Source organism: Lysinibacillus sp. BS3, from assembly GCF_039614735.1.
GTDB lineage: Bacteria > Bacillota > Bacilli > Bacillales_A > Planococcaceae > Lysinibacillus > Lysinibacillus capsici.
The window spans coordinates 1,199,353-1,215,542 of sequence record NZ_CP154860.1 but is presented as its reverse complement, the minus strand read 5'-3'; the positions used below and the strand labels follow the sequence as shown (position 1 = coordinate 1,215,542).

Sequence of the window (16,190 nt, the reverse complement as noted above, 5' to 3'; positions counted from 1 at the left end):
TTCAGAGTTGTGCATTAGAATTTCAGGTGATATACTAATCACAATTATTTTATAATCATGATTACTAAATAATCAAGATTCAGAATAATTAGACGAAGAGGATGTTATAACTAGGAGTCTTGCACTTAGACACAAGGGGAGGATTATACAATGAGTAAAAAAATTGTGACACAATTTGAGTGTACATATGAAACGATTGAAAACACATGGATCGAGTTAGCAGACGGCACAAGGCTTTCAAGTCGTATTTGGCTACCAAATGTAAAATTGGGAGAGAAAGTACCAGCCATTTTAGAGTATATTCCTTATCGTAAAACAGATGGGACAAGAGCAAGAGATGAGCCTATGCACGGTTATTTTGCAGGACATGGTTATGCTGTTGTGCGAGTGGATATGCGAGGTTCAGGTGAGTCAGATGGTTTATTAAAGGACGAATATCTAAAGCAAGAGCAGGATGATGCCCTTGAAGTCATTGAATGGATTGCTAACCAAAGCTGGTGTGATGGCAATATTGGGATGATGGGGAAATCGTGGGGCGGATTTAATTCTCTACAAGTAGCAGCTCGTCGACCAAAGGCGTTAAAGGCGATTATTACCGTAGGCTTTACAGATGATCGTTATAACAATGATATTCACTATAAGGGCGGTTGCTTGTTAAACGATAACTTCTGGTGGGGTGCTATTATGTTAGCCTACCAGTTACGTCCAATTGATCCACATATTGTTGGCGATAGCTGGCGTGATAAGTGGATGGAACGATTAGAAAATATGCCTTTATGGATGGCACAATGGATGGAGCATCAAACAAGAGACGATTATTGGAAACATGGTTCAGTTTGTGAGAATTATCAAGACATAGAAATCCCAGTTTTTGCGCTAGATGGCTGGGAAGATTCCTATACAAACACAGTCTTAAGTTTAATGGAAGGGCTTTCTGTTCCGAGAAAAGGCATCATTGGCCCATGGGCACATGTTTATCCCCACGATGGAGTGCCGGGTCCAGCAATGGGCTTTCTACAAGAAGCTGTGAAATGGTGGGATCATTGGTTAAAAGGAATAGACAACGATGTAATGGATGGACCAATGGTGAATGTCTGGGTAGAAGAGAGCATGGAGCCATCCGTTAAGAAACCAATTAGCAAAGGCTATTGGGTTGGTTTAGAATCGTGGCCAGCAGCGGAATCGATACAAACTAAGGTGTATCAACTGACACATGGAAAAATAGTAGAAAACCGTAGTGAGCAACAAGAGCAAGTCCTACTAAAAACTCCTCAAAATCATGGACTTTTATCTGGTGAATGGATGGGCGCTGGCGTACTAGGTGAAAGTCCAGCAGACCAACGATTAGATGATGGAATGGCCATGGTTTTTGAAACGGATAGGCTAGAGAAAGCCTTAGAGATTGTGGGCTATCCAAAATTTGAAGTGGAATTAATGAGTGACAAACCACATGCAATGCTATTTGCACAGCTATCAGACGTAGCACCTGATGGAGCTGTCACTCGTGTATCCTATGGCGTGATGAACCTGACACACTTAAATGGGCATGATCATGTTGACCTGTTAACACCTGGTGAAAAAGTGAAGGCCTTTGTTCAGTTAGATTGCTGTGGCCATCAATTTAAAGCGGGGCATCGTTTACGCCTATCCTTAGCTACAACGTTTTGGCCGATGTTTTGGCCAATGCCAGAAGACGCTACATTGACATTAAATCTAGAAACGGCTACCTTATCATTGCCAACCTTCCATGGTCAGCAGGTAGTAGGACCTAATATGAATGCTGAAAGTGCACCATTAACGCCAATCACAACGCTGCAAGAAGGAAGAGTTGATCGTTCTATATCCTATGATATTTTAACAGATACATGGACATGCATTACAGATGGGGTTGGAGGCGTATTTGGTGAAGGTATTTATCGCTTTGATGATATTGATGTCACTGTAGAACATAATTTGAAACGAGAATTAACCTTAACGAATGCTGATCCACTGTCAGCTCAGTATACAATCTATCAAAAGATGAAAATTGGTCGTGAAGGCTGGTGGATTGACGCGGATATTACGGTTACCAAAACATCCGATCAGGAAAACTTCCAAATTGTTGGGGAAATGGTCATCAAAGAAAATGACAAACAAGTCTTCCATAAGGAATGGAATCAAAAAATTAAACGTCATGGCTTGTAAATAACATATAAGGGGTAAACATATGGAAGCTAAGTTAAAAAAGAATACAGCTACTTTAGTTATTTTAGCTGTTTCAGGTGCCTTAATTTACGCATTGCCTTATTTTAGAAACTACTATTATGATGTCTTTCTGGATGCATTTCATTTAACCAATACACAAATGGGGACACTTGGTAGTGCGTATGGTGTTTGTTGTTTAATTTCCTATATTTTTGGAGGATTTTGTGCAGATCGTTGGAAAACGAAATATTTATTAACCATTTCTTTAGTAGCCACAGGATTATTAGGGTTTACATTATTATTGTATCCACCCTATCCAGTTCTTCTACTGATTCATGCTGCTTGGGGAATCACGTCCATTATGACGTTCTGGGGAGCATTAGTAAAAGCGGTTCGTTCTTTAGGCTCTGAAAATGAACAAGGAAAAGCTTTTGGATTTTTTGAAGGCGGACGTGGTGTAACCAACATTATTCAATCTGCTGTGATTTTAGGGATCTTTGCTTTTTTTGCAAAACATATGAGTGATAAAATGGCTCTTTCAGCAGTTATTACGGTGTATTCTGTGATTTGTCTTTTGTTGGGCCTCATGATTATGATGCTGTATAAAGATCCAGATCAAGCAACTGTCAGTCCAGAAGATAGAGAGAGCAGTAAAACGTTTGATTGGGCAGTCCTTTGGAAAGTGTTGAAGATGCCAACTACCTGGCTTGCGACTATACTTATCTTTACGTCCTACGCGATGATTATTAGCTATTATTACATTACACCTTATGCAACGGCCGCATTTGGTGCGTCTACGTTAATTGCTGCGGCTTTGGGCTACTTCTCGCAATATTGTCGTCCAATTGGTAGTTTTAGTGCAGGAATCATAGGAGACCGGATTGGTGTGTCGAATATGGTGTTAATCGGCTATATTTTATTAGCACTTGGTTTAGTAGGGCTCATTTTATTACCAGGAAAAGCTTCTTTTATCCTTATGCTTTTAGTGTTCATTGGGATTATCTATACATCTATGTATGCTTTGCAAGCGATGCATTTTGCAATTCTAGTAGAAGGCGATTATCCAGTAGAATCAACAGGAACTGTGTCCATGCCACTGATGATAATTGGTTATAGTGGTGAAATCTTTATGCCAATTATTGCAGGTGCTTGTTTAGATTACTGGGGTGGCACAGCGGGCTATAAAGTATTCTTTGGTATTTTATTAGGCTTAGCTATTATTGGATTCATTACAGTAGTCATTTGGCAGCGTGTGACGAAAGAAAAACGCCGAGAAATTGCTTTACAACGAAAGCTTTCCAAGGAACAGGCACTTACTTAATTTAGTTTAGAACTAACATTGGTTTCTTCCAAAGCCAGCTTTTTTTAAACATAATGATGAATAGCTAAAAAGGCTGCGAATAGTTTTTTACTATTTATACAAGTTGATTATTCACAAATCAATATGTAAACAGGGAAACAGAGGCGTCAAGATAATGACGCCTCTATTTTCGTCTCCGGTTTTGTATGATCCAGTAAAAATTCCACACGATTTCTACCATGGTGTTTGGCCTGATATAAAGCCTTGTCACATCTAGATAATAAGGAATGAATTGTATCGCCCATCACAAAGCAAGTCACTCCAATAATGATATACATATCAATGCTATCTAGTTTATCTGTTACCTCTAGCCAATGGGATTCATTTTTATCTATTCAAATATTATCCATGGTTAAACGTAACCAAATAGTATCTCTCGTATGCCAGAAGAATGGATACGATTGATTTCTAGCCACAAAAGAATGATCATGGACATCACTCAATATATCTTCGATGGAGACCATTTTGGAATTAAATGCTGTCCTAACACAATAGGATCTAGCAGCTTATCTGTTGGGCTATTGCGCTAACAGGGGGGATGAGAGCGAACATAACTAGGATAATAAGTGTGAATAAATTTATTTTTCTGACTATTGTATTTTCCATGTTATTTGCTAAAACATTATTATAGACCATAACAGCAAGATTGAGGACGAAATAAAAGGATAGTTCCTGATAATATAAGGTCTAACAAACAGCATGGAGGCTTATATTATGTCAAAAATTCAGCAATTTTATGATTTACATTTTTCACAAGAGCTATTATTTATTGGGAATGCTTGGGATGTTATATCAGCATTAACATTAGAAAAGGCAGGCTTTCAAGCAATCGGTACAACAAGCTGGGGCATAGCGAACTCACTTGGCTATGCAGACGGTGAACAAATCGATTTTCAACGACATCTAACAATTATTCAATCCATTACAGAGCAAGTCAAGATACCCGTATCAGCAGATATAGAAGCGGGGTATGGCCATGATGAACAAAGTATTATCGACAATGTTTTGAGAACGGCAGATGTAGGAGTAGCAGGGATTAACATTGAGGATTCCTTTAAACATCAAACAGGCTTAAGAAGCATAATTGAACACTGTTATTTATTAACAAACATGAGGAAAGAATTAGATAATCATGGCTATAAAGATTTCTTTATTAATGCTCGAACAGATACGTATTTTCAATTAGAGCAACCATTTGAAGAAACAATAACAAGAGCAAAAGCTTATATTGAGAGCGGAGCAAGTGGTATATTTATCCCAGGCTTAACAGATGCCAATGAAATAAGCGCGATGACTCGTAATATAAATGCGCCCATTAATCTTCTTTCATTACCTAGTTTAACGAATGTCAAGCTACTAAAAGAATTAGGGGTGAAACGCTTTAGCTTTGGAAATGCACTTTCAGATAAAATAATTGCGCATTTAACACAGCATGCTGCACAATTATTAAAAGACCAAGATACTTCTGCGTTATATATATAGTCGATGGGAATGAGGTGAGATAATCGTGGACAATGCCATCAATTTATCTTTTGAGGAAAAGTGGGAAAAGATTATAACATGTGATCAAACCTATGATGGGCTTTTTTATACAGCGGTTAAAACTACTAAGATTTATTGCCGTCCTTCCTGTAAATCCAGAAAGCCGAAAAAGATGAATGTTGAATTTTATGAAGATATCCAAAAAGTAGAGGCGGCTGGCTATCGGGCATGTAAACGATGTCAGCCTGAAATCGAACATTCCCCACACACGCAATTGATTAAAAATGTCACGACTTTTATTATGAACGAATATAAACAAAGAGTGACTTTACAGGATATGGCGGAGCATGTTGGCCTCAGTCCCTTTCACCTTGAACGACTATTTAAACAAGAGACTGCTGAGACGCCTCGAACGTATTTAGAGAAAATCAGAATTGATAAGGCTGCCCATCTATTAAAACATACCGACTTTACAAATTTAGAAATATGTTATGAAGCTGGCTTTCAAAGCCCATCTAATTTTTATAAAGTTTTTCGACGGCTGAAAAATTGTTCGCCTACAGAATACCGTAACCTATCGTAGGAGAGGGAAATGATATGAAATGGACAAACGATGTTGGCTATTTAGTTATCGAGTTACCACAAGCATTTAATTATAGAGAGTGTTTGCAGTTCTTAAAGCGCTCACATCACGAAATACTTCACCATATAAAGGATGATGTGCTCTACAAATTATTGAAGATTGATGAACAATTTATTTTATGTGAAATAACTGAACAAGCACATAAAATAATAGTAATATTTCCAATGAAACAGCCAGCTAGCCATGAACAGGCGATCATCGCACAATATATCGCAGAGTGGTTTGATTTAACAAAGGATTTGCAGGGGTATTACCAGATGGCTGAAAACGATCAAATCCTAAAGCCACTTGTGAAGAAATATAATGGATTACGGTTAATCGGGATTCCTGATTTATTTGAAGCATTAATTTGGGCAATTATTGGTCAACAAATAAATTTAACTTTTGCCTATATGTTAAAAAAAAGATTTGTCGAGCATTTTGGAGAATATGTTTACTTTGAGGGGCAAAGCTACTGGCTGTTTCCAACGCCAGAGAGAATAGCCGTTATTGAGGTAGATGATTTGATCCACCTCCAATTTACACGGAGGAAATCAGAATACATTATTGATATTGCCAAAATTATCGTAAGCGGACAATTGACAAAAAATTTGCTGTGGCAACAAGAGGACTACGAAGCCATGAAAAAACGATTAATGGACATTCGAGGAATTGGTGCATGGACAGCAGATTATGTGCTTATGAAATGTCTGCAACAACCGACAGCATTTCCTATAGCAGATGTAGGTCTACATAATGCTTTAAAAATACAACTAGCATTAGAACGAAAACCAACAATTGAAGAATTAAAGAACTATGCGGAACATTGGCAAGGCTGGCAAGCTTATGCCACCTTTTATTTATGGAGGTCACTGTATGAAACGGTATAAATTAGATTATTCATCACCAATTGGGATTATAGAAGTTGAGGGAAGTGATACAGCAATTGATGCCATTAACTTTGCAGAGCGAGAGCAGGTCGTCAATGCTCCTCAGCAAGACACACCTGAAGTTTTACTAGAATGTGTTAAGCAATTGCATGAGTATTTTCTAGGTGATCGTCAGGAGTTCTCGTTTCCTTATGTTTTTCGAGGTACAGATTTTCAACAAGCTGTTTGGCATGTTTTACCGAGTGTAGGATTTGGTGAAACGGCTTCATACAAGGATATCGCCATTGCTATTAACAATGAAAAAGCTGTAAGGGCTGTTGGTAGTGCGAATGGTAAAAATAATATCAGCATTGTTGTGCCATGTCATCGAATTATCGGCTCCAATGGAACGCTGACAGGTTATGGAGGCGGGATGTGGCGCAAAGAATGGCTGCTTCAGCATGAGCAGACACATAAAAATTTATCCAAGTAACGCCATTCATCAGAGTACGTCATTTCGCCATTTGTACACAGTATAAAAAAGAGGTTATTGCAAAAAATAAGACCGTCAAAATGGCGGTTGTAATGACTAGTCTTTGTCATTTTATCGCTTCTTATGACACCTCCCTGCTAAGAAATATAGCTTGGAGTATTGAAAATAAAGGAGGTGTACACATGAGCGTGCTTTATAGAATCGCCTTAGTACTAGTTATTATAGGTGCAATCAACTGGGGACTCATTGGATTCTTTAGATTTGATTTAGTGGCTTATTTATTTGGTGGACAAACGGCGGTCTTATCTCGTTGGGTTTATGCACTCGTTGGTCTTGCTGGGCTAATTTCGATTCCTATTCTTGTAAAGCGATTTGAAGACGAGGATGATGTAGATACATTTACTCGTATGGATAGAAATCCTAGCTATGGCATGGAGGCTGGAGAAGAAACAGATTTCTCAGAAGTAAGAAAAACGGAAGAGAAAAAAGAGAACAAATAGTTAAACTGTAAAAACTAGTGACCATGTTGGCGCGTCAGTTTTTTCAAAATATTCGCGTAGCTATTGACTACGCGAATATTTATTTTTTAGGATTAGTCCTGATTACTTGGAAATGCAAAGGAAGAGGTAACGTCATTCCCTTGTTCTATCCATTTTTCTGAAATGGTTTTCGCTTTTGTGAAGAAACGTACTTGGTCAGGTCCAAACATATGCCCCTCACCAAATCTTGAACGTTTCCAGCCACCAAAGTTATGATAGCCTACTGGAATAGGAATGGGTACATTGACACCTACCATACCTACTTCAATTTCAGTGGTAAACTTTCGAGCTGCAGCACCATTGTTCGTAAAGATGGTTACACCATTTCCTAATTCATGGGCATTAATAAGGGCTATAGCTTCCTCTAATGATGCCACGCGGACGACATTACGTGCAGGTCCAAAAACCTCTTGTTCATAAATTTCCATTCCAGGCTTTACATGATCGAGTAATGTAGGTCCAAGATAGAAACCGTTCGATTGTTTGGAAATTTCCGGATTTCGCCCATCGCAGACCAATGTTGCGCCTTCTTCTAGGCTACGATTGATATAGCCAATGATGGCATCCTTTGATTGCTGAGTAATGACTGGTCCAAAATCAACTTCGGCATCTGTATAGGGACCCACTTTTAATTTGGCAATTTTATCGGCAAGAATACCCACTAATTTATTGGCTGTATCCTCCCCAACAGGAATAATGGTTGACAGTGCCATACAACGCTGGGAGGCAGCTCCATAGGCAGCCCCTAAAAAGGCATTTGCTACATGCTCTAAGTCAGCATCTGGCATAACCACCATATTATTTTTACCTCCCCCAAGTGCTGTGACACGCTTCCCATGTTTAGAGGCTGTAGCATAAATGGCTTCTGCAACTGGCGTAGAGCCTACAAAGGAAATCGCTTCAATGGCAGGATGGCATAACAGCTCATTAACAGCATCTTTGTCTCCATTAATAACAGTCCAAACCCCATCTGGTAAGCCTGCCTCTTTCCACAGCTCTGATAAAAATAATGCTGAGCAAGGAACCCGCTCTGACGGCTTGAGAATCACACAGTTTCCTACAGCCACCGCCATACTTGTAATTGCTAGCGGTACCATGACAGGGAAATTAAATGGTGAAATAGCCGCTACAATGCCTAATGGTTCTTTCAGAGAGTAGGCATTGATATGACCACCAACATTCACCGAATACTCTCCTTTAAGTAAATGGGGGGCATTGATAGCTAAATCAACAGATTCTAAACCGCGAGTAATTTCGCCCTTGGCATCCTCAATCGTTTTGCCACTCTCTGTACAAATCATATCAATTAGTTCATCGATATTTTCTGTTATGAGTTGGCGGAATCTAAGGATAATTTCAGCTCGTTTACCAACTGATAAGGCACGCCAAGCAGGAAAAGCCGCTTGGGCAGCAGCAATCGCTTCCTGTACCTCTTGTTTTGTTGCTAAAGGTACACGAGCAATGACAGTACCTGTGCTTGGATTGTAAACATCTGAAAACTGACCGCTTTTCCCTAGAACTGTTTGTCCATTGATAAAATGACCTAAATCCTGTATGTCTGTATTTGTTACCATCTAGCTATTCCTCCTACAGTTTAATAGAATGTAAGGCTTGTACAAATTTTTCAACAATGAAATTCTTCTCGTCTGAGGAAATAATCAGAGGAGGAGATAAGGTTAACACATTATTGAAACCTGCCACGGTTACCCCATTTTTCCCAATGAGTAACCCTTGTTCCTTACATTGTGTGATCACTTTGTTCACAAGTGTAATGTCGAGGGGTGTTTTGCTATCTTTATCTTGTACTAGCTCTACGCCAATTAATAAGCCTTTCCCACGAATATCCCCAACATTCGGGTGCTCCTTTAATTGCTCCTGTAATGTAGTGAGTAATGTAGCACCTAGTGCAGCCGAGTGGGCAAATAAATTTTCCTTTTCCATTATTTCAATATTTTTTAATGCGACGGCACATGCTGCTGGTGATCCACCGAATGTGTTGACATGACGGAAAAAGTCATATTCCTCAGTTCCAGCAAACGCCTCATAAATTTCACGACGAACAGCTGTAGCAGACAGTGGCATATAAGCGCTGGTTAAGCCTTTTGCCATAGTCACAATATCAGGCTGGATGCCGTAGTTTTGGAATCCAAAAGCTTTGCCTGTACGACCAAAACCACAAATGACTTCATCGACAATGAGTAGTGCGCCATGCTTCTCACAAACAGCTTTAACTCCCTGTAAGTAGCTGTCGTGGGGCATAATTACACCACCGCCAGTAATAATAGGCTCCATAATGACTGCTGCTATGGAATCTGACATTTCCCAAGTCATGACATGATCGATTGCTTGGACGGATGGTAATGCACAAGGGTCCTTACTTTGAATATGGTCTTCATTGGCACGATAAGCGTCAGGTGGAGAGACATGTAAAAAACCTGGTGCCAGTGGCTCATATTTATACTTTCGTTGAGCTTGTCCAGTTGCTGCAAGAGCACCCATCGAGCTACCATGATAGGCCCGGTAACGAGAAATAATTTTCGTTCGATTGACGTGACCTTTTTGTTGATGATATTGTCTAGCTATTTTGAAGGCTGCCTCATTTGCCTCGGAGCCACTATTGGAGAAGAAGACGACATAATCATCCCCTAAAAGCTCATTAATTTTTTCACTTAATTGAATAGCAGGGATATGCCCAACAGATAATGGGGTATACGTATTTTCTAGCAATTGCTCATAGGCAGCTTTGGCAATCTCCTCACGTCCATAGCCAACGTTCACACACCATAAACCTGCCATTGCATCTAAATAACGCTTGCCTTCAATGTCAGTAATCCATGCCCCTTTAGAGGATTGGACGATCATTGTTGCATTTGGATTGTAGGGCTTCATAGAATGCCATACGAATTGTTCATCTTTTACTTGCCAATTGGGACTTGTTACATTTGTCACGAAGCTTCACTCCTTCTAAACAGGTAGTTGATTAGCATGCATATGTTTTCCTCAGATGTGGACAACAAAAATGCGCAGTCGCCCCCATTTGTACTTTATATGTATGCTTCAAGAATTTTAGAAGGAGTATTTAATGAGAAAGATAATTCAGTTAATTTAATGTTGTGACAGGCTATTGATGCATTAAGACATCCTCAATTAAAAAGGCAATATACAAATTAGTCTTCGTAAAGGGATTGCTTAAGTCCATATCTAATAGCATTTCAATTTTCTTAATTTTATAGAGGACGGTGTTTCGATGTATAAATTGACGTTCACTAATCCTGCTTGTACTGCCATTTTCCTCAACAAAAATACGTAAAAAAGGTACATAGTCTGTCCCATGTAGTTCATCATAGCGGTAAAGTTGTCCTAAAATATCCTGACTAAACGATTTCATTAGGGGCTGATTTTTCACAGCCATCAATATTTTATAGGCACCGATTTCTTTGTATTTATACAAATAACGATTGTTATGAAGCTGTGCTAAATGGATGACGGTTAAAGACTCATCATAGCTTTGGCGAACATTTTCTAGCTCTTTATGAAAGTTACCTTTACCGATAATAATATCCAAGTAACCATTTTTTAGCGTGATTTTTTCATAGATTTCTTCCACAACTTTTGAGAAGGGTATATTAGGTGTATTGATTTGTGCTTTATCAATTAAAAAGATGAGGTGATTTTTATGCTTTAATTTTAAGAAGCGTTGATAGCGATTTTGAAAAGCGAATTGGATCATGACCTCATAACGGTCAATAGCTGCTTTGGAGCCAATGGTTGTACAAGTTATGATCGCTAATTCTCTTCCTTGAGGAAATCCTAGCTGTGCTAGTTGATCTTTCATTGTGTTAGTGTTTTGTTTGTAATGAAATAGTAGATTGAAAAGAACCTTTTCTTCGATAGAAAGCTCTTGATGGTGATTGGCAATAAATTGAAAGGTAGTTTTTAATAGATCAGCAATGCGATAATTCCATGGCATTTGAAAAATTGGGAAATCATGTTGATTGGCAAAAGAGATGACGGCTTCTGGAATGCTAGGAATGAATGGTCCTGTATTAATGATAAAGCCAGCTACTTTTTTTGTGTATGCCTGTTTGACAAGATGTTCCAAGGAGTCTTGCTGCGCATCTAAATTAATACCTGTTGTGACGACTAATTCATTGGGTCTACAAAACATGATTAAATCACTGCTTTCCACAACATTAATACCAGTAACTCTGCGATACGTACCACTATGTCCAGCGACTAATGTGAGCATTGGGAAATGAACTCCCTCTACAATTTTACGAATCGTCCCCATACGTTCCCCCCTTAATTATGAACATAACTTACCATATATGATGTGCAGTTGCACATATTTTTTTAGTTTACTATCCATATCTCACAAATTTTATCTATTTTAGAATGTTTATTAACTACTGTGAAAGAGAGGACTTGCATATGTATAAATGTAATAGTAGACGATTGCAAGAGTTAATTGAACAATTTAGTCAATTTGGGGCCACCGAAAATGGTGGTGTCACACGTTTGTCTCTTTCGAATGAGGATGTATTAGCAAGAAACTATTTTTGTGAGTGTTGCAAAGCGTTAGGAATGGATATTCAGGTGGACGATATGGGCAACATTTACGCCACTCTTCCTGGTAAAAAGAATGTGCCACCCATTGTCATGGGTTCCCATCTAGATTCAGTAGAAAAAGGTGGAAGATTTGATGGTGTGTTAGGTGTACTAACAGCGATCGAGGCCATTCGAACAATAAAGGAAAATGATATCGAAGTGGACATTCCTCTTACGATTATCAATTTCACGAATGAAGAAGGGGCACGTTTTGATCCAGCCATGATGAGTTCAGGCGTCATTACCTCAAAATTTGACAAAGAAAAAATGCTCCAATCTACGGATAAAAACGGCATTCGTTTTCAACAAGCTTTACAAGCAAGTGGCTATGAGGGAGAGCAAACCAATCGTCTGAAGGAGGCACTTGCTTATATCGAATTGCATATTGAACAAGGGCCAGTATTAGAAGCAAAACAGCAGGAAATTGGTGTGGTTGAAGGTGTGCTAGGCATGGTCTGCTATGAAATTACAATTAGTGGGCAATCAAACCATGCAGGTACAACCCCAATGTCAATGCGTAAAGACCCAATGATTGTGGCATCAACCATCATTAAAGAGCTATATGAACAATTAGGAAAAATTGACGAACAACTTGTTTTTACTTTTGGTCGTATGAATGTTTCCCCGAATATTCATACCGTTATCCCAAATAAGGTGACATTTACAATTGATTCACGTCATCAAAAGCCAGAGGTCATGCAACAGGTTGAGGATATTCTCAACGCGCTTCCTGAGACAGCGGGCGGATGCCATATTCAGCCTGTCAAGTTATGGGGCAGAGATACCGTGTATTTTGATAGTGCGATTTGCAATGAAGTAGAAAGAGCTTGTCAAAGCTTTGGCTATTCATCTCATCGTATGTTTAGTGGCGCTGGGCATGATGCACAGTATATGGCAAGTATGGTTCCTTCCGCGATGATTTTTGTTCCAAGCATTCAAGGCAAGAGTCATTGTGAAGAAGAGGAAACAGCCTTTGAAGATTGTGCAAAGGGCGCAGATATTTTATTGGAAACGGTGTTAACGCTACAAACGAAGTTTAGTATGGGCGAAACATATACACTGCATTAACTATCAAGCATTCTCTAATTTTGTGATGAAGGGTGAGAGGCATAGTGAAAAAAATTATTAAAGGTGGACGAGTAGCAACTGCTGCTGATGTATTTGAGGCAGATATTTTAATTGAGAACGGTAAAATTGTTCAAATTGGACAAAATTTAACGGATGCTGGCGCTGAAATAATTGATGCTACAGGCAAGTACGTATTGCCTGGTGGCATTGATCCCCATACGCATTTAGACATGCCATTCAATAACACGGTGACGGATGATGACTGGAAATCAGGCACTATTGCAGCGGCTTTTGGTGGGACAACTACTATTTTAGATTTCTGTTTAACAGCAGGAGAAGAAAAATTATCGACAGCCGTAGAGAAATGGCACGACAAGGCAAAAGGAAAGTCTGCTATTGACTATGGCTTCCACTTGATGATTGGTGATCTAACACCTGAAACCGAAGCTGAATTACCACAATTATTAGAGCAAGAGGGCATTACTTCTGTCAAGGTCTTCATGGCTTATGCAAAAGAATTCCAAGCGACAGATCGTACACTATTTAAAGCCTTTAAAATCGCTAAGGATCTTGGTGCGATAGTGATGGTCCATTGTGAAAATGGCTCTGTTATAGATGAGCTAGTAGAGGAGGCAAGACGTGCTGGACATAAGGAACCGATCTATCATGCACTAACTCGTCCAGCGGAATTGGAAGGAGAGGCAACAAAGCGTGCTATCGAATTAGCGCATATAGCTGGTGCGAAGCTCTATGTGGTGCATGTGACATGTAAAGAAGCGGTAGATGAAATTATTGCCGCTCGTGAAAAGGGCTATGATGTTTATGGTGAAACTTGTCCACCGTATTTAACGCTCGATCAATCCGCATTATCGCAACCAGGCTTTGAAGGAGCCAAATATGTTTGGTCACCGCCACTTCGTCCTAAATATCATCAAGAACATTTATGGAATGCCTTAAAGGCAAAACAGCTACAGACGATTGGCTCAGACCAATGCTCCTTTAGCTTTAAAGGTAAAAAGCAATTAGGCTTAAATGATTTCTCGAAAATTCCAAATGGCGGACCATTCATTGAAGACCGCTTCAGTATTTTATACTCTGAGGGCGTGGCAAAAGGCAGAATTTCCATCAATGAATTTGTTGATATGATCTCTACTAGTGCCGCAAAAATATTTGGCTTATTCCCGCAAAAAGGAACGATTGCAATTGGTTCAGATGCGGATATCGTCATTTTTGACCCAGAGGCGCAGCGTCAAATTTCAGCTAAAACACATCATATGAATGTGGACTATAACCCATATGAAGGCTGGGAGGTAACAGGTGAGCCTGTTAGTGTACTCGTACGTGGGGAATATGTCATTAAAAATAAAGAATTTGTAGGTGTACTTGGCAGTGGACGATACATTAAACGTCCATTAAAAACAGTAACTGCGGAAGCTCTAAACATTTAGCTTCCTACAGGATAGGACCGATTGTTTTGACTGGAGAGCAAAACAATCGGTTTCGTAATTAGGGTACGGAAAAAATGAACACATGAGGGGGATGTGGAAATGGTTCCGATTCAAGAAAATGCAATGACCGTGCAGCTTAGACGTAATTTTGTGGAATTAAAAGGTAAGATGACAAAGAATGAGGCTATTGAGGAAGCCAATCGTTGTTTGTATTGCTATGACGCACCATGTATTAAAGCATGTCCAACAAGTATTCAAATACCAAATTTCATAAAAAAAATTGCATCTGGTAATATGAAGGGTTCTGCTACGACTATATTAGAAGCAAACCCAATTGGTGCAAGCTGTGCAAGAGTTTGTCCAACGGAAGAACTGTGTGAAGGGGCGTGTGTCTTAAATTCTTCAACAAAGCCAATTAAAATTGGTGAGTTACAACGTTATGCAACGGATTGGGCAATGGAAACCAATGCTCAGCTATTTAAGGCAGGTCCACATAATGGACAGAAAATAGCCATTGTAGGGGCAGGTCCTGCTGGTTTGTCGGCAGCTCGTGAGCTCAGTCGTTTAGGCTATCAAGTAACTATTTATGAGGCTGAAGCGAAGGCAGGGGGCTTAGGAAGCTATGGGATTGTAGCATTCCGATTACCAAATGATGTCGTAGATTGGGAAGTAGAGCAGATTGAACAGCTCGGTGTGGACATTCAAACGAATACAGCTGTAGGTGTGGATATTTCTGCTGATGAAATTTTGGCTCAGTATGACAGTGTGATTTTAGCTGTCGGTATGGGTGCTGTCCCAAATTTGGGCATTGATGGGGAAGAATTAGAAGGGGTACATGATGCCATTGAGTTTATTCGAAAAACAAAAATGGGACCGCTTACAAATGATATTGTAGGGAAACGAGTAGCCGTAATCGGTGCTGGAAACACGGCGATAGACGGTGCTACAAGTGCGGTGCGTTTAGGCGCAGATAATGTACAAATTCTCTATCGTAGAACAGAAAAAGAAATGACAGCATACAAATTTGAATATGAATTTGCCAAGCAGGATGGTGTGGAATTTAAATGGCTAACTGCACCTAAAAAAATTATTGGCAATGAAGCAGGAAAGGTGACAGGCATTGAATGTGTGAAAATGAAGCTTGGTGAGGCAGGTCCTGATGGTCGACAACGCCCTGAAGAAGTAAAGGGCTCCAATTTTATCATTGAAGTGGATGCTGTTATTAAAGCCATCGGGCAAACTCGTTTTGTATCGTTAATTGAAGCCTTTGGTTTAGCTCATACAAATGGTGTCGTAGACATTGATGAGACAACAATGCAAACGTCCAATGACAAAGTATTTGCATGTGGAGATGTTGTCTTTGGTAATGGACAGGGTGAAGCGATGGTAGTGACCGCTGTACAGCAAGGAAAAGATGCAGCATATAAGATTCATGAATGTTTAAGAAAACCAAGTGAGATTGCATAAAGTGAACCTTCAATCAGGGAGGCTCTTCCTCCACTGATTGTTAGATTCAT

Annotated in this window: 13 protein-coding genes; 10 read left to right on the top strand and 3 right to left on the bottom strand. The window is 39.5% G+C overall.

The window, feature by feature from the left end:
- Positions 1 to 150: 150 nt before the first annotated feature.
- The 7 genes from AAJG31_RS06320 to AAJG31_RS06290 all read left to right on the top strand — a co-directional run bounded on the left by AAJG31_RS06320 (position 151) and on the right by AAJG31_RS06290 (position 7,510).
- Positions 151 to 2,184 carry a CocE/NonD family hydrolase gene (locus tag AAJG31_RS06320; RefSeq protein WP_279494476.1) on the top strand — a complete coding sequence of 678 codons (2,034 nt, stop codon included), beginning with the start codon at positions 151 to 153 and terminating at the stop codon, positions 2,182 to 2,184.
- 22 nt (positions 2,185 to 2,206) lie between these two features.
- The gene (locus tag AAJG31_RS06315; protein WP_279494477.1) at positions 2,207 to 3,505 is read left to right on the top strand and encodes an MFS transporter; all 1,299 of its coding nucleotides are present in this window, start codon (positions 2,207 to 2,209) and stop codon (positions 3,503 to 3,505) included.
- Positions 3,506 to 4,258: 753 nt separating this feature from the next.
- Positions 4,259 to 5,026 (top strand): isocitrate lyase/phosphoenolpyruvate mutase family protein, encoded by a 768-nt coding sequence (locus AAJG31_RS06310; protein ID WP_054550721.1) that lies wholly within the window; start codon positions 4,259 to 4,261, stop codon positions 5,024 to 5,026.
- 25 nt (positions 5,027 to 5,051) lie between these two features.
- Positions 5,052 to 5,609: an Ada metal-binding domain-containing protein gene (locus tag AAJG31_RS06305; RefSeq protein WP_112117678.1), complete on the top strand. Its 558-nt coding sequence runs from the start codon at positions 5,052 to 5,054 to the stop codon at positions 5,607 to 5,609.
- Positions 5,610 to 5,623: 14 nt separating this feature from the next.
- Positions 5,624 to 6,538 carry a DNA-3-methyladenine glycosylase gene (locus AAJG31_RS06300; RefSeq protein ID WP_279494478.1) on the top strand — a complete coding sequence of 305 codons (915 nt, stop codon included), beginning with the start codon at positions 5,624 to 5,626 and terminating at the stop codon, positions 6,536 to 6,538.
- Entirely contained in the window at positions 6,525 to 7,010 is a 486-nt protein-coding gene (locus tag AAJG31_RS06295) for a methylated-DNA--[protein]-cysteine S-methyltransferase (RefSeq protein ID WP_048389877.1), read from the top strand. Before AAJG31_RS06300 ends, AAJG31_RS06295 begins: the two co-directional genes overlap by 14 nt.
- A 182-nt stretch (positions 7,011 to 7,192) precedes the next feature.
- Positions 7,193 to 7,510, top strand: coding sequence for a DUF378 domain-containing protein (locus AAJG31_RS06290; RefSeq protein WP_048389879.1), 318 nt, complete (start codon positions 7,193 to 7,195; stop codon positions 7,508 to 7,510).
- Between the two features lie 92 nt (positions 7,511 to 7,602).
- Here the strand turns inward: AAJG31_RS06290 and AAJG31_RS06285 are convergent, their stop codons facing one another.
- The 3 genes from AAJG31_RS06285 to AAJG31_RS06275 form a co-directional block, all read right to left on the bottom strand.
- Positions 7,603 to 9,123 carry a CoA-acylating methylmalonate-semialdehyde dehydrogenase gene (locus tag AAJG31_RS06285; RefSeq protein WP_279494480.1) on the bottom strand — a complete coding sequence of 507 codons (1,521 nt, stop codon included), beginning with the start codon at positions 9,121 to 9,123 and terminating at the stop codon, positions 7,603 to 7,605.
- 13 nt (positions 9,124 to 9,136) lie between these two features.
- Entirely contained in the window at positions 9,137 to 10,498 is a 1,362-nt protein-coding gene (locus AAJG31_RS06280) for an aspartate aminotransferase family protein (protein ID WP_279494481.1), read from the bottom strand.
- 172 nt (positions 10,499 to 10,670) lie between these two features.
- A complete protein-coding gene (locus tag AAJG31_RS06275; protein ID WP_048389885.1) occupies positions 10,671 to 11,840 on the bottom strand; it encodes a PucR family transcriptional regulator in 1,170 nt (389 codons plus the stop codon).
- A gap of 140 nt (positions 11,841 to 11,980) precedes the next feature.
- Between AAJG31_RS06275 and AAJG31_RS06270 the strand changes: the two genes are divergently transcribed.
- The 3 genes from AAJG31_RS06270 to AAJG31_RS06260 all read left to right on the top strand — a co-directional run bounded on the left by AAJG31_RS06270 (position 11,981) and on the right by AAJG31_RS06260 (position 16,140).
- On the top strand, positions 11,981 to 13,225 hold the full coding sequence (locus AAJG31_RS06270) for a Zn-dependent hydrolase (RefSeq protein ID WP_259419173.1): 1,245 nt from the start codon (positions 11,981 to 11,983) through the stop codon (positions 13,223 to 13,225).
- Between the two features lie 44 nt (positions 13,226 to 13,269).
- Positions 13,270 to 14,673, top strand: a complete 1,404-nt coding sequence (gene hydA, locus AAJG31_RS06265) for a dihydropyrimidinase (RefSeq protein ID WP_279494484.1) — start codon at positions 13,270 to 13,272, stop codon at positions 14,671 to 14,673.
- Positions 14,674 to 14,772: 99 nt separating this feature from the next.
- Positions 14,773 to 16,140 carry an NAD(P)-dependent oxidoreductase gene (locus AAJG31_RS06260; protein ID WP_112117684.1) on the top strand — a complete coding sequence of 456 codons (1,368 nt, stop codon included), beginning with the start codon at positions 14,773 to 14,775 and terminating at the stop codon, positions 16,138 to 16,140.
- Positions 16,141 to 16,190 lie beyond the last annotated feature (50 nt).